This window comes from Bacteroidales bacterium, from assembly GCA_016707785.1.
GTDB lineage: Bacteria > Bacteroidota > Bacteroidia > Bacteroidales > UBA4417 > UBA4417.
Map to the genome: position 1 here is coordinate 34,533 of JADJGZ010000014.1, position 26,584 is coordinate 61,116.

The window sequence follows — 26,584 nt, forward strand, 5'->3', positions numbered from 1 at the left end:
TGCTTTTAAATACGACCAGATATAATTTTCTCCCATGAAAAGGACCATTTTCAATCTTTTGATGATTGCCATTCTGGCTTCATCCTGCACAAACTTTAATACAGTAAGGATTAAAAAGACAAATTTTGATGAAGAGGTTCAGCGAGCTCAGAATCTTGTCTTTACATTCAATAAAGAACTCCTGGCAGATACTTCTTTCCTGAATAAATGGGATACTACTGTATACATGCGATTTGAACCCGGGATACAGGGGAAGTTCATGTGGACTGCCAAAAATGAACTTACTTTTTCTCCATCCGGGCAGATGAGCCCATCGACTAATTACAAGGCAACCCTTTTACCCGCATTATTGGGTAAAATAAAGAAAAATTATAAGCTCGAAAGCGATCCGTTTTTATTCCACACGCCATACCTGGATGTTACATCCATCAATACGTTCTGGGCTTTAAGTGATGATCCTGCAGCAAAGGTTGAAGCGAGGTTACAGCTTTCATTTAATAATCCGGTATTGCCCGTTAAACTTCAGCCTCATGCAACTATCCAGGTTGAAGGTAAAACTATTCCCTATTCGATTCTTACTACTTCTGAAAGTGAAACTATTGAAATCGCATTAAAACCTGAAAATGGTGAGTTTGCAGAGAATGCGGAAGGTAAACTCAGTATTTCTGTGGGAATGCCTTCTTCTGGCGGAAACGCTTTAACCCAAAAGATTATCACCCATTCATTCAATATTCCTTCAAAAGACCAACTTTCAATTTCATCGGTGGAAACCGGTTTTGATGTTGGCAAAGGAATTATATCAGTTTTTACTACTCAACCTGTAATTGAAGAGGGACTCGCCGGGGCTGTGAGCGTGGATCCAGCTGTTGAATTCACTGTGTCCACCCTTTCAGGAGGATTTCTTATTAAAGGTAATTTTCATGAGAATCAAGCTTATACACTGAGAATAGGCCCGTCATTAAAAAGTGTATTTGGTAAAACACTTGATGAGGAATATGTTGAGACAGTTGCATTTGGAGCGATTGAACCATTTGTCGGATTCATGGATGAGACTGCAATGTATTTGTCATCAAGAGGTTATAGAAATCTCGCCATCAGTATCATAAATGTCCCTGTTATTAAGGTTTCTGTATTTAAAATCTTTGAGAATAATATTCAGCATTATATGCGGCAGGGGAAAAACTGGGATTATGTATATGATAATGATGAATACTACGACATGTATGGCTATTCATTTGATGAAAACTATGGCAAGCCGGTAATGACCAAAGTAGTGCAGACCCGTTCATTACCTAAAAACGGGAATATTTCGCTCCTGAACCTGGATCTGGATGAGTTACAATTTTCTGATCCTTTCAAAGGGGTATTCCTGGTTAAAGTAGAATCAACGGATCGCAGGTGGTTACAGGATGTTCAGCTGCTATCTCTCAGTGACATGGGGATGATTGTGAAACAAGGTTCTGAGCAAGTCATGGTTTTTGTGAACTCTTTGAAAGATGCCAGTCCTGTAAAAAGCGCTAAAGTTGATTTCATCAGCACCAACAATCAGAAAATATTTACTGCAATTACTGATAATTATGGTGTAGCGGTGATGAAGAATAAGGATCAGCTGGCTGCGGGATTTCAGCTTGGAATGGTGAGTGTGAGAAAGGAAAGCGATTTTAACTTCATACTATTAAATAATTCAAGGGTTGAAACTTCCAGGTTTGAAGTAGGAGGAAAGAGTGTAAATGCCCTGGAATATGATGTGTTCATTTATGGTGACCGCAATCTTTACCGTCCCGGAGATTCAGTAAACATCAATGTATTGGTCAGAACCTTGCGCTGGGAGACGGTGAAGAACATTCCATTAAAAATTAAACTAATTAATCCAGGCGGGAAAGAATTCATTTCGTTGAAGAAACAATTAAGTGAGAATGGATCCGCAGCAAGTTCCTTTTATATTCCTCCCCAGGCTATGACGGGTACCTATTTGATTGAGGTATATTCTGCAAACAATATTCTACTCGAATCCAGGCGCATCTCTGTGGAAGAGTTTGTCCCTGACAGAATAAAAGTTAGTGTCAAATTAGATAAACAGGTATATAATCCCGGAGAAAAAATAAAGGTATCCACCCTCGCGGAGAATCTGTTTGGTACAGTTGCATCCGGAAAGAAAGTAGAGACGGAATTACGCTTAATGAGAAAGCAACTGCAACCTAAAGCGTTCCCTCAGTATAATTTTGGGATCACCACACAAAATTTGCCGGTATTGACAAGCCTGGTTCAGGAAACAGTGACCGATCAGGCTGGTAAAGCTGAGCAGGAGATCATTGTTCCAACCGTCGAAAATATCGGAATCCTGGAAGGCTCGATTTTCAGTACTGTATTTGATGAAACGGGCCGGCCGGTAAATCGCTTGAATATTGTAACCATTCCTACCCAGGGATTGTTTTTTGGGATCAAGGAGCAAGACCGATGGGTGAATACCCGTAAGCCTCTCAATTTCAGTTTTGTGGCTGTTGATAAGGAGGGTAAAGCTGTGAAATCAGCCAAAGCAGCAATAACAATAATTTATTCAAGGTATGAAACTGTAATTGAACGTGGTTACAACCGGTATAATTATGTGTCGCAACGCAAGGAAACAGTTGTTTTTTCAAAGGAGATGAACTTCGCCGGGAATGGGTTAAATCTGCCATTTGTACCAGGCAGATCGGGAGAATATGAAGTGCGGATTGCAATTCCCGGAAGTGTGAATTATGTGTCCCATTCATTTTATGCTTATGGATGGGGAGATACTGATTTTTCATCCTTTGAGGTGGATCGGGATGGCGAGATTACCATTACATGTGATAAACAGAACTACAAACCGGGAGAAAAGGCTAAATTGTTATTTAAGGCTCCTTTCGATGGACAGATGCTTGTCACATATGAGCAGAATAACGTGTTGGAATACAAATACATTGAATTAAAGAATAAATCAGCCAGCCTGGATATTTCCGTTTCCAAAGCTCATCTCCCCAATATTTATATTGATGCTACCGCTTTCAGAAAAACCCTGGATGAGTTCATGCCTTTAACAGTTGCACATGGAGTCATTTCATTGAAAGTAGATGATCCGGATCTAAAACTAAAGGTAGGGATAAAGGCTGCAGAGAAGTCGCGATCTGGTGTCAGGCAGATAATCACTTTAAATACCATCCCAAATGCTGAGGTAACGATAGCTGTTGTTGATGAAGGGATACTGCAAGTAACTGACTTTAAAACACCGGATCCATATGCCTGGTTTTATCAGAAAAGGGCCCTGGGAGTCAGTTCTTTTGATGTGTATGCCCTGCTTATGCCTGAAATGAGATCCAGCTCAAGTGTCGCTGGGGGAGAGGCTTTCGATCTTTCACGAAGGATCAATCCGCTGACCAATGAAAGAGTGAAACTCATCTCAAAATGGAGCGGTATAATGAAAGCTAATCATTCAGGCCAGGTTAGCTTCCCCATTGATATTCCTCAATTTTCAGGTGCATTAAGGGTAATGGCAGTAGCCTATAAGGATAATAAATTTGGTGTGGCTGAACATATGATGAAAGTTGCTGATCCTGTGGTTATCAGCATGGCATTGCCCCGGTTTCTTAGTCCGGGTGATAAGGTAAAGATGTCGGCGTCCTTAACAAATACCACGGCCTCCGGCGGGAATGCGGAGGTACAGATTCAAACCAGCGGACCACTTTCGGTGGTTAGTTCAAAATCCAGTAAATTATACCTGAAAGCCGGGAAAGAGGAAACTGTTGATTTTGAAATTCAGGCACTTGCCAATTCGGGAAATGCTACCGTTACCTTAAAAGTGAAGGCACTGGGACAATCATTTTCACAGGAGATTGTGTTACCAGTAAGGCCTGCCGGAGGTTTGACATTCTCAACCGGATCTGGTGCTGTTAAGGCCGGATCAACAGGTACATTTAAAACTGGAGGAGAACTGATTCCATCATCTGTTCAATCGAGCCTTTATATAACAAGATCACCTGTTGGCAGATTTCTCACCAATCTCAACCAGTTGTTAAGATATCCCTATGGATGCCTTGAACAGACTGTTTCTGTGGCTTTTCCGCAGTTATATTTCAAAGACCTTGTTCAGTACATGGGTACAGCGAAGAATGATGATTCTTTTCACAATAATAATTCGGATCACAATGTTCAGCAGGCGATTCTCAAAATAGAATCCATGCAACTCTACAATGGTGGGTTTAGTTTGTGGGAAAATGGTGGTATTGCTGATTGGTGGCCAAGTGCTTATGCCATTCACTTCCTGATGGAGGCTCAGAAAGCAGGATTCGATGTTAACAGGAAAGTAGTGGAAGGAGGTTTGGGATTCCTTGAACAGAAGGTTAAAGAAAAGGAGATGAATACCTGGTTCTATTATGAGAATAATGTGCTGAAGTCGAAAAAAGTTCCACGACAGGAAATATTTTATTCTTTATATGTTCTTGCAATTGCTGACAGACCGTCAGTTTCGGTAATGAATTTCTACAAAAGCCAGGCTAATCAACTATCTCCTGAAAGCCGATACCTGCTTGCCTCATCATTCTTGCTTGCCGGTGATCGCAAAAGCTATCAATCCACTCTTCCCAGGGCATTTGGTGCAGAGAGAGCTGAGCCAGCTTCTTCAGGATACTATGGGTCCTACCTTCGTGATCTGGCTATTTCGTTGAATGCAATACTTGAAGCTGATCCCGAAAATCCACAAGTGGGAGAGTTAATGGGACAAATAGTGGAAGAAGCTAAACGTCCTAATTATTATTATACTACCCAGGAAAATGCTTTTACCTTACTGGCAGTTGGGAAGCAGGTCAGAAAGGCCATGAATTCCAATATTAATGCATCCGTCAAGATAAATAGCAAACCAATTGGTTCATTTAATAACAAGGATATTCGGTTTAAAGATGATTTGCTTAATAAAACAGTTTCTATTGCCGCTTCCGGAAGTGGGATGCTGTATTATTCCTATGAATTATCGGGTATCAGTACTGTAGTTCCCAAGGGGGCCAAAGACAATTATATAAAGGTTCGGAAGAGGTATCTTGACAGGAATGGCCGCGAAGTAAGCCAGGGAAGATTTAAGCAAAATGAGTTGGTGGTTGTAGAGATATCTGCCCAGGCGATTACCGGGAAATCAATTGAAAATGTTGCCATCACTGATTTATTACCCGCATGTTTTGAAATTGAGAATTCAAGGCTAGTAGCTGAACGGGAATTTTCCTGGATAAAATCCAAAGACCAGGCGGATTATGTGGACATCAGGGATGACAGGATTTCCTACTTCACTGGTTTAAATTCCGAAATCAAGTATTTTTATTACACTGTGAGGGTAGTAGGCAAAGGGCAGTTTACAGTAGGCCCGGTTACCGCTGATGCAATGTATAATGCAAGTTACAATTCATTTTCGGGCAGCCAGGTATTCCTGGTTGAATGATTCCGGAATGCTAACCAGCATTGTGTTCGTAGAGTCTGGCAACAGGATTGGAGGTGAAGCCTTTGTAAAATTGGCCAGAGGTTTTTGATTTGATGATGTATATGTAAAACATGATAAATTAAATAAAAAAAGCCCTCAATTTGAGGGCTTTTGCGGTCCGGACGGGACTCGAACCCGTCCCGTCTCGTCACCAGTGACGAGACGGGATGCCATGCACGTATTCTAACCAATTTCTTGTTTATTAAAGTCTTTAACAGAATTCATCTCCGATTGAATCAATTTCTCAATAGACCTAACTTTCAGTCGCTTAAGCCGAAGTTCTTCAATTAAGGCGTCCCTTTTGGTTTCATAGGAATGCAAATAAACCAGCACCCATGGACCTTTAAGTGCAGTATGACGACTTTTGTTGGAGTTATGTTCAGTAAATCTTCTCAAAGGATCCTCAGAAACTCCTTTGTAGTATTCATTGACAGACTGTGAAAAAATGATATAAACGTAATAAGGCATAATAAATAATGAATAGTATAAATGAAAAAAGGGAGCAAATGCTCCCTTTTTGCGGTCCGGACGGGACTCGAACCCGCGACCCCGTGCGTGACAGGCACGTATTCTAACCAACTGAACTACCGAACCAATATTTTAATGAACGCTGTTAATTTTATTTCAGTACTTGTTGTTGGGACTCGAACCCGTCCCGTCACTCGTGACGAGATGTCAGGCACGTATTCTAACCAACTGAACTACCGAACCAATATTTTAAAGAACTCTCGTTAAAGGACTGCAAAGATAAAACAATTTCAGGATTGTAAAAATAATTGATTGGATTTTTGGAAAAAAACTGGAAATATTATCTATTGTTCTAAAAATGAGTACTTTGTTACCTGTTACAAAGGGATTTATAAGGACAATAGGTACAATGATCCAGGTTTTCTGTCTGTTGAAAGGAAGTATTAGGATTAAATATATCCTCAACTATGGAGTAAATAAGCATTTCGATATCTGCAATGATTTGATCAGAGAGATCATCGGTTTTATTAATGGTAGCATTAATCAGGTACTGAGAGGACTGGCGTAAGGAGATGATACCGGATACCAGTGAAATGTTTGCAGGCCATGAGTTATTGTTCATCTTCCTGTACATCCAGGCATAAATCAATAGTTGCAGTAATTTTGAAGGGTTATCCATCTCTCTGAGCTGCTCTACATTCTCAATTTTTAAATCATTTTTATCAACTAACCCTGTTTTATAATCAATCACCCTGATTTTATTTCCAATCCGATCAATTCTGTCTGCTTTCCCCCGCAGCAACACCTTTAGTGGTATTTCAGAATTTAGATCCTGGATTTCAATTTCAGAATTCAACCACTCTTCCAGTTGAATAATTTCTATTCCTGTTACGGAAGAATCAGCTTCTTCAAGATGCTCTTTCTCAGCAATAAGAAACCTTTTAACCATGTTTTCAGCTACCTTCAGGATCAGGAGGTTTTTTCCTGAATCCATGTCATTCTGCTTAAACCGGGAAGCGAAAACCTTCTTTACATTGGCAATTGCTGTAGGAATTATAGCATCAATTTCCTTGGTGGTGATGATGTTGTGTTTGAAAGGTAAGAATACCTGGTAAAGAGCCTCATGAACTGCTTCCCCAAGAGTGGCTGCATCCAAAGTGTCTTCTACTTCCTCGGGCTCCTTGATTTCCATCACCTGGGAATAGCAAAACTGGAGACTACAATTCAGGTATTTGCTTAAGGCTGTCGGTGAAAATCCACGTTCTGCCAGCTGTTTTAGCTTTAATTGTATATCAGCAGTCTTTCTGATCTCAATAACGGTCTCCTTAGCCTTTTCTGGAGGAATGGCGCAAATAGACTCTGAAATAGTGATGGCTGGGTTGTATTGAGGCAGTTCGAGTTGAATTTGTGTAATAAACCGGCTCTTTTCACCACCTCCTAAGTCTGTTCCTTCCGTATTATATAAAAGGTAAACATTTTCTGCCCGCTGCAGAAGCCGGTAGAAGTGATAGGAAAATACTGCATTCCTCTCACTGTATAGCTGGAGGTTAAAGGCTTTCCTTACTTCAAACGGAATAAATGTGTTCTGGTGTTTTCCTTTAGGAATCATGCCTTCATTCGCTGACAGCATGATGACATTCTTAAAATCCAAAGTCCTGGTTTCAAGAACGCCCATCATCTGTAATCCATTAAGTGGCTCACCATAAAAAGGAAGTCTTAAAGCTGAAGCCTGCGATTTGAATACTTCGTATAAAGTACCAACTCCATCCAGTAAATCAGTTTCCTGCACTGCTTTTTTGAGCTGACGGGTCAATAAAGCGAATTGATATAAGAACTCGGTGTCTACATCAGAACTACCATGCCTGGGGTTGTCAGGAGCTTTTGCTGAGGGCCGCAGGTAATTGATCAACTGCTGAATGAGATCGAGGATGGCAGAAGAATCGACTAAACCTGATTTGATGACAGTTTCAAACATACCAGATATTTCCGGCAATGATTGTTGTATATGATGAATGAATTCTTCCGGGGCAAGAAATGACTTTCCGGCATAGTCAGAAGAACCATTTTGCGTTTTCTTTTCTTTATTGATGAATGGCTGAAAATAAGGATGCTTTAGGAACCGATCAATGTCCTTGTGATAGAACCGGAGATTCAGGCTATTTTTTGACTTTCCGGAATTCAGCCTTTCGGATTGATATAATGCCTGTATCCATAATCTGAAAACAGAATCAAAGAGTGAAAAGGCAGGGGTAAGTTTTAATGGATACCCCATCGTTACATTAAATTTATTCAACTCTGCCGGCATTGAATTCATTACCGGAAGTAAAAGGCTCTCATCCACAAGCACCAGGGCAATGTCGGAGGGATTTTCAGAAACCACCAATTCACTGATTAATTGTCCTGCCAGTTTCGCCTGACCGATGTTTCCAGGCACTCCAATTACTGAGATTTTTTTGGAATCATTCCTGAACGACTGTCCGATCCATCGAGGTTCGCCAAAAGCTTTATCCTTCAGAAAGTTTCTGAGAAATACTCCGGCTTCCTGTCTTTTATCATCTAAATAATAGGCGTCTGCATCCCAGATGACCTCAGCTTTGCCTCTCTCAATAAAATGTTTGATGAGTTTCTCTTCAGCAGTTGTTAATGCATTAAAGCCTGCAAAAATGATGGTATCCCAATGATCCCATTCATGGTCATCCAGGGTGCTTAACATTTGTTCAAAAGCCATCCCAAAATATCCTTCATTCCTCTCATTGAGGATTTCTTTGAAGTTCCTGTAAATGGGAGCAAGTGAATTAAAAAATTTGAGGTAATCCGTTTCAAATGCTGAAAGTGCTTCCCCATCGGGATTCCAGTGATTCATCGCTTTTATCTCATCAAGGTATCCGAATACTTCTTCACCATCGACAAGGTATTGATCCAATTCATCAAAGTCATTCAGGAGCATTGTGCCCCACGACTGGAATTCAGCAAATGATTTGGCTTTTATTTCATCAATAGACTGATAGGTCTTGTATAGTTGAACAAGCAAGGATAACTGATCAGGGATCATGAGTCCTGATTTCAGCGTGACAAAATCTTCGAGTGCAAAAATATCCGGGAGCCAAACCGGTTTATTAATCTGTTTTGATATGTATTGACTAAGGAATAATCCCGCCCTGCGGTTTGGAAATACAACACATAACCGGCTAAGACCATCTTTGTAGTTTTCAGTCAGATATACGGCAAGTTGATGTAGAAATGGTTGCATTAATATTGGATCATGGAAATTTTAATGGGTTGGAATTCCTGATGCCAAGTTACAAAGAATAGTGAACCTGAAGGTGATCCATTTATCATACACCTTGATTTCTGACTCCTCGTTAGGTGATAACTTCAGAGATTCAAAGATTCCAGTCCTTTAAACCTTCCGGCCCTTATAAGAAGAGCAGCCTTCTCCAGATCAGCAGGTTTGCCCATATCAATCCAATCACCTGCATCATGAGCGATCCCTTGTATCAGGTTATTTCCGGCTAAACGAAGATAGAGATCAATCAATGAAAATCGTCCTGCTTCCTGGATCATTCCAAAGATAGATGGGTCAATGATATGAATTCCACTGAAAGCGTAACGATGTAAGTTGCCAGCTTTACTATCAACAATAATTTCCTGGTTTGTCCGGGTATTTTCCCAACCTGATAGTTTCATAGCATTGTCAAAGAGAAAATACCGGGAAGAGGTTCTTTCACTTACTGCCAGTGTTACTAAGGCTTTATTATTTTTATGAAATTGCAGGAGTTGGTTTAGATTTACATTACTAAGCACATCAACATTGTGCAGGATGAAAGGCTTATCATCACTAAAAAACCACGATGCTTTCTTCAGCCCTCCACCTGTATCGAGAAGTTCTTCTCTCTCCTCGGATACCTCTATGTGTAAATCAAAATTGTTATTTGCTTTAATAAAGTCGATTAATTGGTCAGCAAAGTGATGGACATTAATGATAATATCAGTGACGCCAGCATGTTTGAGCTGATGAATAACCAATTCAAGCATGGTAGTGTTACCAACCTTTACAAGTGCTTTTGGCTGTTTCTCAGTGAATGGATGAAGACGTGTGCCAAGCCCGGCAGCAAATATCATAGCCTTCATGAACCGGCTTTTTGATTTTTAAAATAATTCCTTAAGATCACCTTTTTTAATTCCCGGTGGATTACCAGTTCTGAGATCACTTCTGCATAACTCCATTCCGGATGTTGATCAATAGATTCCCTGATCTTGTGTTCGTTGAGATCAACCTGATAGAGCAGTGCGCTTAATTTTCCCTGGTCAATTTCAAGGAGGTTATGAATGATGGCGCTTAATTGGTGAAACAGTTCGGAATATGCCATTTCTGTATTCCCGGTAAACTCAATATCCATTCCGAACATTAAAAAGTCCTTTTTTACCTGGGCTACAGTCTGAAGAATGATTTCAGTGCGGTTCTTGTAAACTTCAATGTCGAGTTTTTCCAATCTTATTTATATGTTTCAGGTTTACAAAGGTGCTTTTCCTTATGTGCTTTATTCCCACACTTTTTACACTTAAACCTGGGGTTTTCCTGTTTTTCCTCCAATCTCCTGGAGTCGTTTGTTTTGCATAGTGTTTTTGTCATTTCGACACTTTCCTTTAATGAAAACCTGAACATTAAGATTTACACTGAACAATAACAGCAAATCATAACCATTGTTTGTCAAGTTCGGTATGATAAAGGATTACTTTCAGAGAGTATTTCTCTTCAAGGTACCTGGCAAGCTTTTCGGCACAATAAACTGAACGATGCTGGCCGCCGGTACAACCAAAATTAACCTGCAGATTTGAAAACCCCCTGTTCATGTATTCCAGAATAGATTGATCAACCAGTTTGAATGTGTTAGTCAGAAAAGTATTCACTTTCTGCTCCCTCTCCAGAAACTGTATCACCAATGGGTCTCTGCCTGTATATGACTTAAAGTGCTCATACCTGCCCGGGTTAGGTAAAGCCCTGCAGTCAAAAATAAAGCCCCCTCCATGTCCTGAATAATCAGGAGGAGGGCCATTTTTGAAAGCGAAGCTGTTTACTGAAATTGTAAGTCCCTCTCCTTCTCCAGGTTGAAAAGATTTAACTTCTGTATCAGCTAGGGTTTTCAGTGCTTTGATAAGTTCCGGAAGTTCTGGCTCAATCTTTACATTATCAAGCCACCACCGGAGATTATCGATAGCATAAGGGATGCTTTGAAGAAAATGTGCTCTTCTTTCGAAATGTCCGCGGAATCCATATGCTCCCATTACCTGAAGCAACCGAATCAATACAAAGCCATAATAATGCTGAGTGAAAGAATTATTATCAATTTTTCGGTGATGGGAAAGGCAACCCAGGTAATGCTCCAGCATTTCTTCCCTAAAATCGTAGGGTAATGCCGCTTTCACCTGGAATAATAAGGATGCAAGGTCATATTGCAGAGGCCCTCGTCTTCCACCCTGGTAATCAATGAAGTGAGGAGAGCCTTTATGAATAAGTATATTTCTTGCCTGGAAATCCCGATACATAAAAGACTGATTTCCAGCTTTTAATAAATAAAGAATAAGGCGATCAAAATCATTTTCAAGGGCATATTCGTTATGTGGGATTTTTAATAACCTCAGGAAATAGTATTTGAAGTAATTCAGATCCCATCTCATGCTTCTCGCATCGAATTCTTTTACGGGGTAACACTGGTTATAGTCGAGGTCATTGCCTGCTTCTATCTGAAATCTTGGTAATTCGGTAATTGTAGCCTTGTAAAGATCTTTCGTAACCGCGTCGGGTCTCCCATCTTTTCTGCCTTGCTCCAATTTCTGAAGTAATGACAGGTCCCCAAGATCACTAATCAGGTAACAATCGGTTTCTGTATTTTCTGAATAAATCTCAGGCACAGCCAGTCCACATTTATGGAAGTGCCTGGTGAATGACATAAATGCCCTGTTTTCTTGTTTGTCAGGACTATATACCCCGATGGCAATTTTCGACTGACCGTTTATCCGGTAATATTGTCTGTATGATCCGGCGGCAGGTAATGCAGTAATTTCAATACCTTGTTCACCTGACCAATCCATGAACAATCGTCTAAGTTCTTCCAGATGCTTCTGTTCCAAGTAGTTGGTATTTATTCCGATGATGATATTCAACGAATTACAAACTTACCGACTTTTTAGCTATAATTTTCTAAGTATTTTATGGAATTCTATTCAACTACAGTTTTCATTCTTTAAACATTTATCTTTGTTGTCTCTCTCTGACAGAATTAAAATAACTATACCTATGGAAAACAATAAAGCGCTGGAAATCTTGAAGACTGCTATCCTTATGGAGAAGCGTGGCAAGGCATTTTATGAGAAAATGGCAGAACAGACACAGAGTCCTGAAGCCCGTAAGATTTTCTCAATCATGGCTGAAGAGGAGAAAACCCATGTAGAATTCCTTTCTGTTCAATTCAGTCATTACATAAAGGAACACAGTTTCCTGAAACCAGACAAATCAATGGCCCAGGAAGATGTGGCTCATGAAATTTTAAATGCAGACCTGGTCAAGCAAATTTCAGCAGCCAGTTTTGAGGCCGCTGCAATTTCTGCTGCAATGGATTTTGAAACAAGGGCTGTTGAGGTGTATTCAAAACGCGCAGCTGAAACAGAGGACCCTAATGAAAAAGAACTTTATCTATGGCTGGCTGAATGGGAAAGTGGTCATCACAAGATTCTGCACGATCTGAATGAGCAACTAAAAGAAGATATCTGGTTTGACAACCAATTCTGGCCTTTCTAAACGAAAGGGAAACTTATTCTGAGCCTCTGAAAAGAGGCTTTTTTTTTGTAGTCAGGATCTTCCGAAAGTTCTCAAATGCTGCGTTTATTAATAGGTATTTAAAGATCTGAATTCATTGTGAGTTAAAAAAGCAACATCATGTAATAATCAGGATATCAAGTTTTTATAATTGCATGTTTTAATAGTATCATCATGAAAACGATAAAAAAATTTGGATTACACTATTACTTTTTTAGGGATTGTCAATAAATAATAAAAACCCTGTTTTAACTAGTTTATAACATTCACCTATTCTGATCAGGTATAACAGAAAAATTCTTCAAATCTGAATGTTTGTGTCTAGTAAGAGCATGCAACCTAAAAAAAACTCCCAAACTATCTCACAATGAAACTATTTTCCAATTTAATCAGTGTAAAGAAGAAGGATACTGAATCAACCAGGAGAAGTGTTAATCAACAAACTGACCTTCTGATTGAAATCATCAATGAGTCAATTGAAATTGCTAAAGTATCTCCAAACCTGGAGGTTAAAAAAGCTCGTCTTGACTATGCAATGAAAAAAGTGATTGACCTGATTGCTCTTGCTAATCGTTATCCATTCATTGCTTCTAAAAGGTTAGCACCTTTATATGCCTCCATCAGAGAAGTGAGAAATGACATCAAATCGATGGAAAATGTAATGGTAAGATTCGGAAAAAAGGAAGTAGCCTAAGAAATTCCGGTAATTCCTCAAAATATTTTACTGCGGATCAGGAAAGATGAATGGATTAAACCCCATCATGATACCTGATCCGCAGTTTTTTTATTTCTCAAAGCTGGGAAAAATCTGAAAACTGGTGATGTTGCCTTTTGTCCCTGCCCGAATGAAGCACTTTTCATCCGCCAGCCTAACGGACTAAATCCCCTCGTTCAGGCTGGTTTTGCCCCAAAGGGGAGCCTTTGGCTCATTTTGCATTTTTCATTTTGCATTTTTCATTTTGCATAACTACAATGAGCAAGATGTTAAAAAAGTCCACCACCTTTAAAACTGGCGTCATCAGCACGTCCTCTTTGTTTATTCTGGAAATTATTAAAGGAATAGGATGCCGTTACCATAAAAATAGGACCTTCGGCTCTGATCTGGTATGAATTATCAAAGCTGCTTCCCTTAACAGTATAATCAAATTTTATGGAGTTGAGGACATTTTGAGCCGAGAGACCAATATTTGCTTTACCCTTCATAATAGGTTGGTTTACTGCCAGGTTTACAGTATAGAATCCTGAGCTGTTGCCTTGTGCATCAATTCCTGCTCCCTGGAAGTACCCTACTCCCTGAATCCTGGTTCCCCATTTCAGCGTGAAGTTTGATATCAGCCTGGCATCCCATGAATTGGCATCTTTTGTATTTTGTTTGTTTTCGACCAGACTTTCAATGGAGTAATGGTAAAGATTTCCCCCTGTACTTAGCTGCCACCATTTTGTCAGGTTAAAATCCATACTGGCCTCAAAACCATAAGATTGCTGTTGGTTGGTATTGATCAGCTGATGAATCATGATCCCATCATCCTGGAGTAATCGCAGGGTATTGAAGCTGTTTGATGTATTCCTGTAATAAGTTTGAATGGAAAGTGTTGAGATTTTATATACCAATCGGTAGTTCAACTCAAATGCATCAGTGTATTCTGGTTCAAGATATGGGCTGCCCTGGAAAATGTTATAAGGATCAACATAACCGGGTTGTTTGTTGAGTAACCAGGGTTGAGGGCGATTAATTCGTCTGCTGTAACTTAGCTGGAACTGGTGTTTTCCTTTAATATCCTTTGAAAGGTGAACACTGGGATAAAGCATGAATTTATCAAAGTTGTATTTTTCAGTGTCGTTTGTAAAAGTAATCTGCCTGGTGAAATACTCTGACCTAAGTCCCAGCATATATCCAATTCCCCATTGTGTTCCTGAATAGGTAGCATACCCTGAATATATATCATTCAGGTAATCCAGGAAATAAGTGAATTGCTCATTAGGGATCCAAACATTACTGTCTACATCGAAGTTGAAAAATCTGAGGTCATCTTCCCTGTCTTCATGGCGATACTGGATGCCCATTTCCAAAGTCCCTTTACCCACTGGCTGTTTATAGTCGGCATTGAACCGATATTGGTAGTTAAAATTATCTTTAACGTAATTCAAATCGGATTGTAAGCCTGTTACATGGTAATTCTCGTCAGCTATCTGTTCAGTAAGGAAGTTTTCATCACGCCCGTCCCATGCTGAAAAGGTGGAGCTGAAGGATAAGGTATGATTCTCCTTGAACTTATGAAGGTAATCAAGTGTCAGACTAGGCACATTTCCGGTTACATCCATGAAATTGGAGCTGGCCCTGAATGCTTTAATGTCTGAAGATCCAAGCTGGTAACTATATCTGGCATCCGTACCCCGATCATAGCCCTGTTTTCCATAACTGCCTGAAAAAGTAAAGGAGTTTTTATCATTCAGATCATAGTCGATGCCTACTTTCCCTGTAAGATTTTCATTCTTGAAATATTGATCGGCTGTTTCTTGAACTGATTGATTTCCTGATGGTAAATAGCTGGTATTATTGATTGTAAGATAACCACGATTTATATTATCAGCATAGTCGACCCCTGCAAAAACATTCACCTTCCCTTTACGGTAATTTATCAATGCATTGGCAGTATATTTATCTGTGGTGCCAATGGAAGTATTTATTGTTCCGTTTAAGCCTTGCAGGTAGTCTTTTTTACGGATGATATTAATTATTCCGGCTTGTCCTTCTGAATCATATTTAGCAGAAGGATTTGTGATAACTTCGATCTGTTTGATAGAGGCCGCATTGATTTGTTTTAAAGCATCGCTGCCTTTTAAAACACTGGGCTTGCCATCGATCAGGACTATAAAGTCAGAGCTTCCCCTGAGCGTCACATTTCCCTGGGGATCCACCTGGATGGATGGAGTATTTTCAAGGATATTAACAGCAGAACCTGCTTTATTTACAGCGGTCTGATCAACATTTATTACCCTTTTGTCGATCTGGTATTCCACTTTTGACTTTTCAGCGACAACCGACACCTCACTCAGGTTGGAACTTGACGATGACATATTGATGATTCCAAGATCAGCCACTGGTTTATTTGGCGTGATCGTGACTTTTTCAGTTTGGTGTTTATCAAACCCTAAGAAGGATATCTTGACAAAATAATCGCCATGGGGAAGTTTTTCAATCCTGAATTCACCATTTTCTGAGGTAATTGTGCCGGTAACCATCGATGAATCATTTGCTTTATATACAGCGATATTGACATATTCCATTGGCTTGTTGGTAGCTGCATCAATGATTTTTCCATTGATAATTCCACCTTTAGGATCGGGTGTAAATTCACCAGCCAAAGTTTTATAACCGCCAGCAAGAATCAATAGTACAATGCTTACTATTAAAAGAATGTTTTGTTTTTTCATGAGTGTTTATTGCCTTTTGTGAATGAATGATTCAGAGTTTAAAAATCAATTGTTGTGACGCAAAATTGAGACAGCTGTTACTCATTCTAAAAATATTTCCGGTGAAAGCATGAAATCACTAGGTGAACAAGTGAAATGTCAGGTTGAAAATGAACAGTCTACTCTTTCTGTATTTACCGATTAATGAGCGGTGTTTAATGATCCGGATAATATTAATAAGTCATTCAAGTAATAGATATACAGATAGTTACATGTTGATAAAAGAATGTTATTATTCAATAGTTGTGAGATTGCATTTCCTATCTTTAAAGCCTGAAAACTAAATAAATTGTAATGACAGATTTGATTACCCAAAAGGCAGCTGACAATATTAGAATTCTTGCAGCATCAATGGTTGAGAAGGCCAAATCAGGACATCCTGGAGGAGCGATGGGAGGGGCCGATTTTATCAATATCCTGTATACCGAGTTCCTCAGGTATGATCCTTCTGATATGAATTGGCATATGCGTGACCGCTTTTTCCTTGATCCTGGTCATATGTCTCCCATGCTTTATTCGGTTCTGGCACTATCAGGAAATTACTCGTTAGAGGATCTTAAAAGTTTCAGGCAATGGGGAAGTTGCACTCCCGGCCATCCCGAGGCGGATCCGGCAAGAGGTGTTGAAAATACATCCGGACCTTTAGGACAAGGGCATACTATGGCTGTAGGAGCAGCAATTGCAGAGCGGTTTCTGTGTGCCCGATTCGGAGAATGGATGTCGCATAAAACCTATACCTATATTTCAGATGGAGGTATCCAGGAAGAAGTTTCTCAATCAGCAGGTCGAATTGCAGGATTTCTGGGGTTGAATAACCTGATTATGTTTTTTGACTCGAATGATATTCAGCTTTCAACACCAACCAATGCTGTTACAAATGAGGATACAGCAATGAAATACAGGGCATGGGGCTGGAATGTAATTACGATTGATGGGAATGATGCTAACCAGATACGAACCGCTTTAAAGGAAGCAAATTCAGAGAATGAAAGGCCTACCCTCATCATTGGAAAGACGATCATGGGTAAGGGAGCTGTTACTGCAGAGGGTATTTCTTATGAAAGAAACTGTGCAACTCATGGTATGCCATTAGGAGAATCCGGAGCATCATTTGAATTGACAATCAAAGGGTTGGGTGGAAATCCTCAGGATCCGTTTACAGTTTTTCCTGAAGTTAAAGATTTCTATTTACGTACTAAAGAGGAGAAAGTCAAGCAGGCAGCTATTCGGAAATCCATAGAAAATGAATGGAAACAAAATCATCCGGAATTAGCATTGAAATTGAAATCATTTTTTGCAGGTGAATTGCCAGATCTTGATTATGCTTCAATCGTTCAGAAAGAGAATATCGCAAGCAGGGCTGCTTCCTCAGTAGTACTGGGTTACCTGGCTCAACATGTTGAAAATATGATCGTGAGCTCTGCTGATCTTGCAAATAGTGATAAAACGGACGGCTTCCTGAAATATACCAGGCCATTTGCAAAAAATGATTTCTCCGGCGCCTTCCTGCAAGCCGGGGTGAGCGAATTAACCATGGCTGCGATCTGTAATGGAATAGCACTTCATGGGGGTGTATGGGCAGCTTGTGCAACATTCTTTGTTTTTAGTGATTATATGAAGCCTGCAATCAGGCTTTCTGCACTCATGGAATTACCTGTAAAGTATATATGGAGCCATGATGCTTTCAGAGTTGGAGAAGATGGACCTACCCATCAACCTATCGAACAGGAAGCCCAGATCAGATTGCTGGAGCAACTTAAGAATCATCACGGGAAAATGAGTTTGCTGGCGTTAAGGCCTTCAGATGCTTACGAAACTTCAGTTGCCTGGAAAATGGCAATGGAGAATAAGTCTACTCCTACCGCATTGATACTGTCAAGGCAAAATATAATTGATATTCCAGCTAAAACAGATTCCCTGAGGTACAAGGATGCTCTTCAGGCTGAGAAAGGAGCTTATATAGCTGTTGATTCCGATGGTATTCCTGATGTTATTTTGTTAGCCAGCGGTTCCGAAGTTTCCACATTAGTGCAGGCGTCGTATTTATTGAAAGAGAGAAAATCTATCAATTCAAGAATCGTATCTGCAATATCTGAAGGCTTATTCCGACAGCAACCTGCATCATACCAGGAACAAGTGATTCCCGGAGACATTCCTGTTTTTGGACTCACAGCAGGCTTGCCAGTCACACTTTCCGGACTTGTTGGTAAAAGTGGCTTTATCTGGGGTGTTGATCATTTTGGGTATTCTGCCCCAGCTAAAATACTTGATGAGAAGTTTGGGTTTACGCCAGAAAGTGTTTATAGTCAGGTAATTAATTTTCTTGGGATTAAGTAAGGCCAAAGCTGTATTAATTGCTTCATTACTGGAACTATCTGTTTTAAATTTGAACATTTAGATGCAGGTACTTTTTCATCAATAAAAATTCCAGGTTTGTTTTTGAACCTTTTCACTGGTACAATTTGATTTTTTGGATAATTTCCATTGTAAACTAAAACCAGAATTTTAAAAAGGTGTCCGACTTCCAGAAGTCGGACACCTTTTTATTGCCTATTCTATTTTAAAGAAAGTCATAATTATAGGATTTGCACATCTATCAATTAATTGCTAAATACATTCTGTTGTTTTACTGCATAAGCAATTCTTTTTCAGATAACTAGAGCAATTTGTCAGTTGCAATCCCAATATCGGAGTAAAAATATGTTTTTTTGTTCCAAAATAGGAAATTGTGAGTAATATTTGAATGGTTTTACGATGAAAACTGTACTAAAAAGTATTATATATATCACATAATCAGTAGCTTGATATGTTTGGCAAAATTTTTGAAATCTGAATAATCCGAAATTGATGGGTTTCATTAATAGTCCATCCGTTCAAATGTTTGCTGATAAAGACTTTCAGTCATGAATGATATACAGAATTCTGTCGTGAAAGTCTTATAATTGGTTTAATATCAAGAAGTTGACAAAAATCAAAGATAAGTAAAATGCTGATAAATCCAAAATTAGTGTTCCTGTATCTATTTCTATTTTGTCTGGCAATAACTAGTTTGCAGGCACAGGAGCCTCCACATCCTCCTTCAGGAAATCATGGGCTACATGGTAATCAACCTGCTGGAGGTAATGCCAGAGTAGGAGATGGAATTGGAATAGTGATTGCATTTGCCTTAGCTTATAGCTATAGGAAACTTAATAGAACCAAAAAAAATAATACTTCGGAACAAGTAAATGAACCATCAGAATAAAATCTTGCCGATTTATCAGATTTTTGATTTCTAAAGGCTGTATGTTGCTTAAAAACACTTGATCAAAGCTTGAAACCTGTTTGGATAATAAACTTATCTTTTTAACTTTGGATGCCCTGAGGAAACTACCTTACTAAAATGCAACTTCGTTTACTCCGACCCGTTGAGGTCTTACATATTTTTTCACCTTGACCGGAGATTTCTTACCTGGTCAAGGTGTATTATTTTTATCTGAATGGTATGCCAGATTTGATTACAAAATAACCAACCCACAATACATAAGTAACTAATAATTAAGATTATATGAAGTTTTTTTGTACGCTTGCATTACTCTTCTTACTTGGTAGTTTCATTAATCCTCTCCGAGCCCAGGATATTCCAATTCATCCAACTCATATGGGCACCGGCACTTTTCTTGGAGAAACAAAACCACTTAGAGATTTACCAGTTCTGACGCCTGAAGAAGTTCAGTTTTTGAAAGAGAAGGCATTAAAAAAGGCCGCTAATAAGAAAATTAAGCCCAGGGAGTATCCATTTGCAGAAACTGCTCTTCCAAATGGAGCGGATGAAGCCTGGCAAAAAACGATGGGTTCAACAGGTGGGAGTAAAGCTCCAATCGTCAATTTTGAAGGTCAGTCAACTTCATCCTTCCCTCCTGATTGCAATGGCGCGGTGGGCCCAAGTCACTATATGCAGACTGTGAATGTAACCTATTCAATTTATAACAAGACTGGTACTTTACTTGCCGGCCCCACAGCTTTAAATACGCTGTTCACTGGTGTTCCGGGAGCCACAGTAAATGATGGAGATCCGATTGTGCTTTATGATGAGATGGCGGATCGCTGGTTAGTGGCTGAGTTTACAATGAATCTATCTAACGATTATATGTTAGTTGCTGTATCTGCTACCAATGACCCTACTGGCACATGGTACAAGTACTCTTTTGATGTTACCAATGATCCTGATTACCCTAAGTTTGGTGTTTGGCAGGATGGCTATTATATGGGTATCAACAGTACAGCCGGAAATGATATTTATGTGTTTGAAAGATCTAAAATGCTTCAGGGACTTACAGCCCAGATGGTAGGATTTGATAATGCATGGCGTCCCGGAACGGGATTTTTATGCGTACCACCTTTGGATAACGATGGAATTGCTGCTCCAGCCGGTGCTCCGGGTACTTTCATTGCTTTTAACGATGATGCAGTAGCCGGAGGGTCAGATCAGCTATGGATTTATGAGTTAAATGCCAACTGGACAACACCGGCATCTTCAACATTTTCAAGGGTACAACAGTTAGCTGTTACAACATTTGATAGCCAGTTTACCGCCTCATGGGATGATATTGCTCAGCCAACCAGTCAAAAACTTGATGGTGTACCACAGGTTATAATGAATGCTCCACAATACAGAAATTTTGGGAGTTATCAAACCATTGTTTGTTGTCATACAGTAGATGTAGATGCGACAAATCATGCAGGTATCCGCTGGTATGAGCTTAGAAGAGGCACGCAGACTTCCGGCAACTGGGCTGTTCGGCAGCAGGGGACTTATGCACCTGATGCTAATTCCCGTTGGATGGGCAGCATTATGCTGAATAATAGTGGGAAGATCGGACTTGGATATTCAATTTCCAGTTCTACGGTATATCCTGGAATCAGATACTGCGGGCAATCATCAAGTGCTTACGCAGCTGCTTCAGGAGTGCTTGATTTACCTGAAACAGTGATTCATAGTGGAACAGTTGCACAAACTACTTACAACCGCTGGGGAGATTATGCTCTCTTATCTGTTGACCCTCTTGATAATGAAACTTTCTGGTTTACATCTGAATACGTGAAAACAGGAGGCACAACCAAAGGGACAAAAATTGCATCTTTCAAATTTGGGAATGCCCCGGCTGTTACTACTCTAGCTGCCACTGCTATAACTTCCACTTCCGCAACACTTAATGGAACTGTTAATCCGTCAGGTTTGGCTACAACTTATTACTTCCAGTATGGAACTACAACAAGTTATGGAAGTGTTACTTCAACCATTTCCGCCGGTTCTGGTACATCTGCAGTTACAGTAAGTGCAAATATTTCAGGATTAATCACTGGTCAGACCTATCATTTCAGACTGGTTGCCACTAATACAGATGGTACTTCCAATGGAAGTGATCTTACTTTTGTACCTGGAGGAGCCATACTCACCACTACAGCAGTCAGTTCAATTACAATGTCAACTGCCGTTTCCGGTGGTACAATTACCACTGATGGAGGTTCAGCTATCACTGCCAGAGGTGTTTGCTGGTCAACCACTGCAAGTCCGGTAGCAACAGGATTACATACAACTGATGGTTCCGGAACTGGTACGTTTTCCAGTAGTATTACCGGATTGTCATCCAATACCACATACCATGTCCGTGCATATGCAACTAATGCCAATGGTACATTCTATGGACAGGATATTACTTTTGCTACATCATGCGGTATTATTACCTCTTTTCCCTGGAATGAGGGATTTGAAAATGCAGGTTCTATTCCATCTTGCTGGTCACAGGAATATGTTGGCAGTTCTGTATTAAACTGGGTATTTATTACTGGAAATGGAACAGGATATCCTGCAACTGCACATGGAGGTACCTATGATGCCTGTTTAAAAGATAATACTACAACCGCCAATATAACCAAGTTGGTCACTCCCCCACTCAATTTAACTGGTGTAAGCACTCCTCAACTCAAATTCTGGCATACCCAGGCTTTATGGAGTCCGGATCAGGATATTCTGACTGTTTATTACAAAACCAGTGTTGGAGGAACATGGACACAACTAGCCACTTATACAACCAGCGTAACTACCTGGACTGAGAGGACAATTGTCCTGCCTAATCCATCCAGTAGTTATTATATTGCTTTCGAGGGAAATGCCCTGTATGGCAGGGGTGTATGCGTGGATGATGTTTCGGTTTCAAGCCAATGTGTAACCACGTATCCTGTAAGTGTTGCAATTAGTGCTTCTGCTAATCCCTCTTGTTCCGGGGTTGCTGTTAATTTTACAGCAGTGCCGACCAATGGAGGTACTACCCCGGCATATCAATGGAAAGTTAATGGCGTAAATGCAGGAACGAATAGTGCAACTTTCTCATATTCTCCTGTGAATGCTGATGTAGTGACCTGTGTATTAACCTCTAACCTGGCATGTGCAACAGGTAGTCCGGCTACCTCAAATTCTATCACAATGTCAGTAAGTGCTTCTGTTGCAGCATCTGTTAGTGTTTCTCCTTCAGCTAACCCGGTATGTGCCGGCACTTCAGTGACATACACAGCGGTTCCTGCAAATGGCGGCACAACGCCTGTTTACCAGTGGAAAGTGAATGGCGTAAATGCAGGGACGAACAGTTCCACTTATGCATTCGTTCCATCAAATGGAAATGGGTAACGCGACTGGCAGTCCGACACTCAAGAACGAGAGTGAATCCAACTGTAACCGCATCTGTGGCAATATCACACAATCCAGTGTGTGCAGGCACTTCAGTTACATACACTGCAACCCCAACCAATGGCGGCACAACGCCTGTTTACCAGTGGAAAGTGAATGGCGTAAATGCAGGAGAAAGTTCAGCACTGTTCCATCAAATGGAAATGTGGTAACCTGTGTGATGACCAGCAATGCCACATGCGTGACTGGCAGTCCTGCCACTTCCAACAGTGTAACGATGACAGTGAATCCAACTGTAACCGCATCTGTGGCAATATCAGCATCAGCAAATCCAGTGTGTGCAGGCACTTCAGTCACTTTCACAGCCGTTCCCACCAATGGGGGCACAACTCCTTCATATCAGTGGAAGGTGAATGGCGTGAATGCCGGCACCAACAGTCCGAACTATTCTCATACTCCGGCAAATAATGATGTTGTAACTTGTGTAATGACATCCAATGCCAGTTGTGTGATCGGTAGTCCTGCAACTTCAAGTGGGATAACCATGACCGTGAATCCGCTTGTCACTGCTTCCGTCAGTATTTCAGCTTCGGCAAACCCAATCTGTGCAGGCCTTAGTTACTCGAGTCGGCCGGGTGCGCGCGCCTTTTCCAGCCCCTCGCTGCGTTGTGTTTGCGGCTGTGGTGTTGTCCTGTGGTCGCCTCAGTCCTGTTTCACCCCAGTGTCCTGTAGTGCAGGCACTTCAGTTACATTCACAGCAGTCCCCACAAATGAAGGCACAACTCCTGTCTATCAATGGAAGGTGAATGGCAACAATGCAGGAACCAATAGTGCAACATTCAATTATGTTCCAGCCAATAACGACCTGGTTACCTGCGAACTAACATCAAATGCAGTTTGTGTTTCCGGCAGCCCGGCAACCTCCAATAGCATTGTAATGAGTGTTGATCCTGTGGTAACAGCCTCAGTCCTGATTTCACCCTCAGTGAATCCTGTATGTGCAGGCACTTCAGTTACATTCACAGCAGTCCCCACAAATGAAGGCACAACTCCTGTCTATCAATGGAAGGTGAATGGTAATAATGCTGGAACCAATAGCGCAACATTTAATTATGTTCCAGCTAACAACGACCTGGTTACCTGCGAACTCACATCAAATGCAGTTTGTGTTTCCGGCAGCCCGGCAACCTCCAATAGCATTGTAATGAGTGTTGATCCTGTGGTAACAGCCTCAGTCCTGATTTCACCCTCAGTGAATCCGGTATGTGCAGGCACTTCAGTTACATTCACAGCAGTCCCCACAAATGAAGGTACAACTCCTGCTTATCAATGGAAGGTGAATGGCAACAATGCAGGAACCAATAGTGCAACATTCAATTATGTTCCAGCCAATAACGACCTGGTTACCTGCGAACTAACATCAAATGCAGTTTGTGTGAATGGCAGCCCGGCAACATCGAATAGCATTGTAATGAGTGTTGATCCTTTGGTAACAGCCTCAGTCCTGATTTCACCCTCAGTGAATCCTGTATGTGCAGGCACTTCAGTTACATTCACAGCAGTACCCACAAATGAAGGCACAACTCCTGTCTATCAATGGAAGGTGAATGGCAATAATGCAGGAACCAATAGTGCAACATTCAATTATGTTCCAGCCAATAACGACCTGGTTACCTGTGAACTAACATCAAATGCTGTTTGTGTTTCCGGCAGCCCGGCAACCTCCAATAGCATTGTGATGAGTGTTGATCCAGTGGTAACAGCCTCAGTCCTGATTTCACCCTCAGTGAATCCGGTATGTGCAGGCACTTCAGTTACATTCACAGCAGTACCCACAAATGAAGGTACAACTCCTGTCTATCAATGGAAGGTGAATGGCAATAATGCGGGAACCAATAGTGCAACATTTAATTATGTTCCAGCCAATAACGACCTGGTTACCTGCGAACTCACCTCAAATGCAGTTTGTGTTTCCGGCAGCCCGGCAACGTCGAATAGCATTGTAATGAGTGTTGATCCTGTGGTAACAGCCTCAGTCCTGATTTCACCCTCAGTAAATCCGGTATGTGCAGGCTTCAGTTACATTCACAGCAGTCCCCACAAATGCAGGCACAACTCCTGTCTATCTATGGAAGGTGAATGGCAACAATGCAGGAACCAATAGTTCGACATTCAATTATGTGCCTGCCAATAACGACCTGGTTACCTGTGAATTAACTTCAAATGCAGTTTGTGTGAATGGCAGCCCGGCGACCTCCAATAGCATTGCAATGAGTGTTGATCCAGTGGTAACAGCCTCAGTCCTGATTTCACCCTCAGTGAATCCTGTATGTGCAGGCACTTCAGTTACATTCACAGCAGTACCCACAAATGAAGGCACAACTCCTGTTTATCAATGGAAGGTAAATGACAATAATGAAGGAACCAATAGTTCAACATTCAATTATGTTCCAGCCAACAACGACCTGGTTACCTGTGAATTAACATCAAATGCAGTTTGTGTTTCCGGCAGCCCGGCAACATCGAATAGCATTGTAATGAATGTTGATCCGTTATTAACTGTTAGTGTCAGTATCAATGCTTCCTCTAACCCTGTATTAGCTGGTACAGAAGTAAGCTTTACAGCCATCGGAGTAAATCAGGGATCCAACCCGGTTTATCAGTGGAAGGTGAATGGTTTGGCTGTGGGAATAAATGCAACAATGTATTCCTATGTTCCGAATAATGGGGATATCATCTTATGTGAACTTACCTCAGATGCTTTATGTGCAACAGGCAATCCGGCAGTATCTGAACCGGTGGTTATGGGAGTAGATCCCCTTGCATTATCAGTCAATCCTCCAAGTCAGTCGGTGGGTCCATCAGCCGGAACAATTCAATACACTGTAACCTCAAATACATCCTGGACTGTTGAAAGTGATCAGCCATGGTGTTTAGTAAGTCCTGCAGGAAGTGGCAATGGATTGGTGACAGTGAATTATGATGCGAATACATCAGGTTTGAGCAGGAGTGCAGTGATTACTGTAACAGTAATTGGTTTACCTGCAGTCAGTGTTTCCTTAGTACAGGATGCTGAAACTACAAAGCAGCTCAACTTGAGTGTATTACTGGAAGGTTTGTATAATGGTGTTTCTCTTAATAAGGCACAAAATGCAAGCGGATCGCAATTCCCTGGTTCTGTGGCCGACCGGATCATTGTTGAATTACATGAATCTGTATCGCCTTATTCCATAGTAGGAGGGCCTTATGAAGTGGATATTCAAACCGATGGTACAGCTCAGGTTACAATACCTTCTATGTTAGGATCATCCTATTACCTGATTGTTAAGCACAGGAATAGTTTGGAGACCTGGTCAATGAATCCTGTTTCATTCAGTGGCGCAACAATCAGCTATGATTTTAGCAGTTCTGCAAGTCAGGCAATGGGAGGAAATATGAAATCGGTGGCCGGGAAATTTGTTGTGTATTCAGGTGATATTGATCAGGATGGGCAGATTGATTCAGATGATATGATCCTGATGAATACGGAGGCTGAAAATTTCATCTCAGGATATGTAGTATCTGATTTGAATGGAGATGGATTGATTGATGCCGGTGATATGATCCTTTTGGATAATAATGCAGCAATTCTGGTTGTAAAGGTTACTCCTTAACTACCTGTTTGCCCTTATAATAT

General features: G+C 40.8%; 14 protein-coding genes and 1 tRNA gene. 7 read left to right on the plus strand and 8 right to left on the minus strand.

Annotated elements, in window-relative coordinates; genetic code table 11:
- Nucleotides 1-34 precede the first annotated feature (34 nt).
- Nucleotides 35-5,443, plus strand: a complete 5,409-nt coding sequence (locus IPH84_09460) for an alpha-2-macroglobulin family protein (GenBank protein MBK7173445.1) — start codon at nt 35-37, stop codon at nt 5,441-5,443.
- Nucleotides 5,444-5,453: 10 nt separating this feature from the next.
- Here the strand turns inward: IPH84_09460 and IPH84_09465 are convergent, their stop codons facing one another.
- From IPH84_09465 to IPH84_09495, 7 genes are all read right to left on the minus strand, one after another.
- Nucleotides 5,454-5,555 (minus strand): GIY-YIG nuclease family protein, encoded by a 102-nt coding sequence (locus IPH84_09465; protein ID MBK7173446.1) that lies wholly within the window; start codon nt 5,553-5,555, stop codon nt 5,454-5,456.
- A gap of 110 nt (nt 5,556-5,665) precedes the next feature.
- Nucleotides 5,666-5,950, minus strand: a complete 285-nt coding sequence (locus IPH84_09470; protein ID MBK7173447.1) for a GIY-YIG nuclease family protein — start codon at nt 5,948-5,950, stop codon at nt 5,666-5,668.
- A 52-nt stretch (nt 5,951-6,002) separates the two neighbouring features.
- A tRNA-Asp gene (locus IPH84_09475) sits at nt 6,003-6,076 on the minus strand.
- A 244-nt stretch (nt 6,077-6,320) separates the two neighbouring features.
- A complete protein-coding gene (locus tag IPH84_09480) occupies nt 6,321-9,200 on the minus strand; it encodes a PD-(D/E)XK nuclease family protein (protein ID MBK7173448.1) in 2,880 nt (959 codons plus the stop codon).
- A gap of 125 nt (nt 9,201-9,325) precedes the next feature.
- Complete coding sequence (locus IPH84_09485) at nt 9,326-10,081, minus strand: nucleotidyltransferase family protein (GenBank protein MBK7173449.1); 756 nt, start codon at nt 10,079-10,081, stop codon at nt 9,326-9,328.
- Nucleotides 10,078-10,443: a hypothetical protein gene (locus IPH84_09490; GenBank protein MBK7173450.1), complete on the minus strand. Its 366-nt coding sequence runs from the start codon at nt 10,441-10,443 to the stop codon at nt 10,078-10,080. The genes IPH84_09485 and IPH84_09490 overlap by 4 nt, the downstream gene beginning before the upstream one ends.
- Nucleotides 10,444-10,645: 202 nt before the next feature.
- Nucleotides 10,646-12,043: a phosphotransferase gene (locus IPH84_09495; protein ID MBK7173451.1), complete on the minus strand. Its 1,398-nt coding sequence runs from the start codon at nt 12,041-12,043 to the stop codon at nt 10,646-10,648.
- Between the two features lie 205 nt (nt 12,044-12,248).
- On the opposite strand from IPH84_09495, the gene IPH84_09500 reads away from it, so the two are divergent.
- Nucleotides 12,249-12,749 (plus strand): ferritin family protein, encoded by a 501-nt coding sequence (locus tag IPH84_09500; GenBank protein ID MBK7173452.1) that lies wholly within the window; start codon nt 12,249-12,251, stop codon nt 12,747-12,749.
- A gap of 385 nt (nt 12,750-13,134) precedes the next feature.
- Nucleotides 13,135-13,461 (plus strand): hypothetical protein, encoded by a 327-nt coding sequence (locus IPH84_09505; protein ID MBK7173453.1) that lies wholly within the window; start codon nt 13,135-13,137, stop codon nt 13,459-13,461.
- A gap of 290 nt (nt 13,462-13,751) precedes the next feature.
- On the opposite strand, the gene IPH84_09510 is transcribed toward IPH84_09505, so the two are convergent.
- Nucleotides 13,752-16,202, minus strand: a complete 2,451-nt coding sequence (locus IPH84_09510) for a TonB-dependent receptor (GenBank protein MBK7173454.1) — start codon at nt 16,200-16,202, stop codon at nt 13,752-13,754.
- Between the two features lie 333 nt (nt 16,203-16,535).
- Here IPH84_09510 and IPH84_09515 point away from each other — a divergent pair, with 333 nt between their 5' ends.
- The 4 genes from IPH84_09515 to IPH84_09530 all read left to right on the plus strand — a co-directional run bounded on the left by IPH84_09515 (nt 16,536) and on the right by IPH84_09530 (nt 26,561).
- The gene (locus tag IPH84_09515; protein MBK7173455.1) at nt 16,536-18,578 is read left to right on the plus strand and encodes a transketolase; all 2,043 of its coding nucleotides are present in this window, start codon (nt 16,536-16,538) and stop codon (nt 18,576-18,578) included.
- A 1,210-nt stretch (nt 18,579-19,788) separates the two neighbouring features.
- Nucleotides 19,789-22,908: a fibronectin type III domain-containing protein gene (locus tag IPH84_09520; protein ID MBK7173456.1), complete on the plus strand. Its 3,120-nt coding sequence runs from the start codon at nt 19,789-19,791 to the stop codon at nt 22,906-22,908.
- Complete coding sequence (locus tag IPH84_09525; GenBank protein MBK7173457.1) at nt 22,901-25,072, plus strand: hypothetical protein; 2,172 nt, start codon at nt 22,901-22,903, stop codon at nt 25,070-25,072. The genes IPH84_09520 and IPH84_09525 overlap by 8 nt, the downstream gene beginning before the upstream one ends.
- The gene (locus IPH84_09530; protein MBK7173458.1) at nt 24,975-26,561 is read left to right on the plus strand and encodes a hypothetical protein; all 1,587 of its coding nucleotides are present in this window, start codon (nt 24,975-24,977) and stop codon (nt 26,559-26,561) included. The genes IPH84_09525 and IPH84_09530 overlap by 98 nt, the downstream gene beginning before the upstream one ends.
- Nucleotides 26,562-26,584 lie beyond the last annotated feature (23 nt).

Coding starts and splice junctions, on each gene's coding strand:
- IPH84_09460 (MBK7173445.1), top strand. CDS start 35: ATGAAAAGGACCATTTTCAATCTTTTGATGATTGCCATTCTGGCTTCA.
- IPH84_09465 (MBK7173446.1), bottom strand. CDS start 5,555: ATGTTTTACATATACATCATCAAATCAAAAACCTCTGGCCAATTTTAC.
- IPH84_09470 (MBK7173447.1), bottom strand. CDS start 5,950: ATGCCTTATTACGTTTATATCATTTTTTCACAGTCTGTCAATGAATAC.
- IPH84_09480 (MBK7173448.1), bottom strand. CDS start 9,200: ATGCAACCATTTCTACATCAACTTGCCGTATATCTGACTGAAAACTAC.
- IPH84_09485 (MBK7173449.1), bottom strand. CDS start 10,081: ATGAAGGCTATGATATTTGCTGCCGGGCTTGGCACACGTCTTCATCCA.
- IPH84_09495 (MBK7173451.1), bottom strand. CDS start 12,043: ATGGATTGGTCAGGTGAACAAGGTATTGAAATTACTGCATTACCTGCC.
- IPH84_09500 (MBK7173452.1), top strand. CDS start 12,249: ATGGAAAACAATAAAGCGCTGGAAATCTTGAAGACTGCTATCCTTATG.
- IPH84_09505 (MBK7173453.1), top strand. CDS start 13,135: ATGAAACTATTTTCCAATTTAATCAGTGTAAAGAAGAAGGATACTGAA.
- IPH84_09510 (MBK7173454.1), bottom strand. CDS start 16,202: ATGAAAAAACAAAACATTCTTTTAATAGTAAGCATTGTACTATTGATT.
- IPH84_09515 (MBK7173455.1), top strand. CDS start 16,536: ATGACAGATTTGATTACCCAAAAGGCAGCTGACAATATTAGAATTCTT.
- IPH84_09520 (MBK7173456.1), top strand. CDS start 19,789: ATGAAGTTTTTTTGTACGCTTGCATTACTCTTCTTACTTGGTAGTTTC.
- IPH84_09525 (MBK7173457.1), top strand. CDS start 22,901: ATGGGTAACGCGACTGGCAGTCCGACACTCAAGAACGAGAGTGAATCC.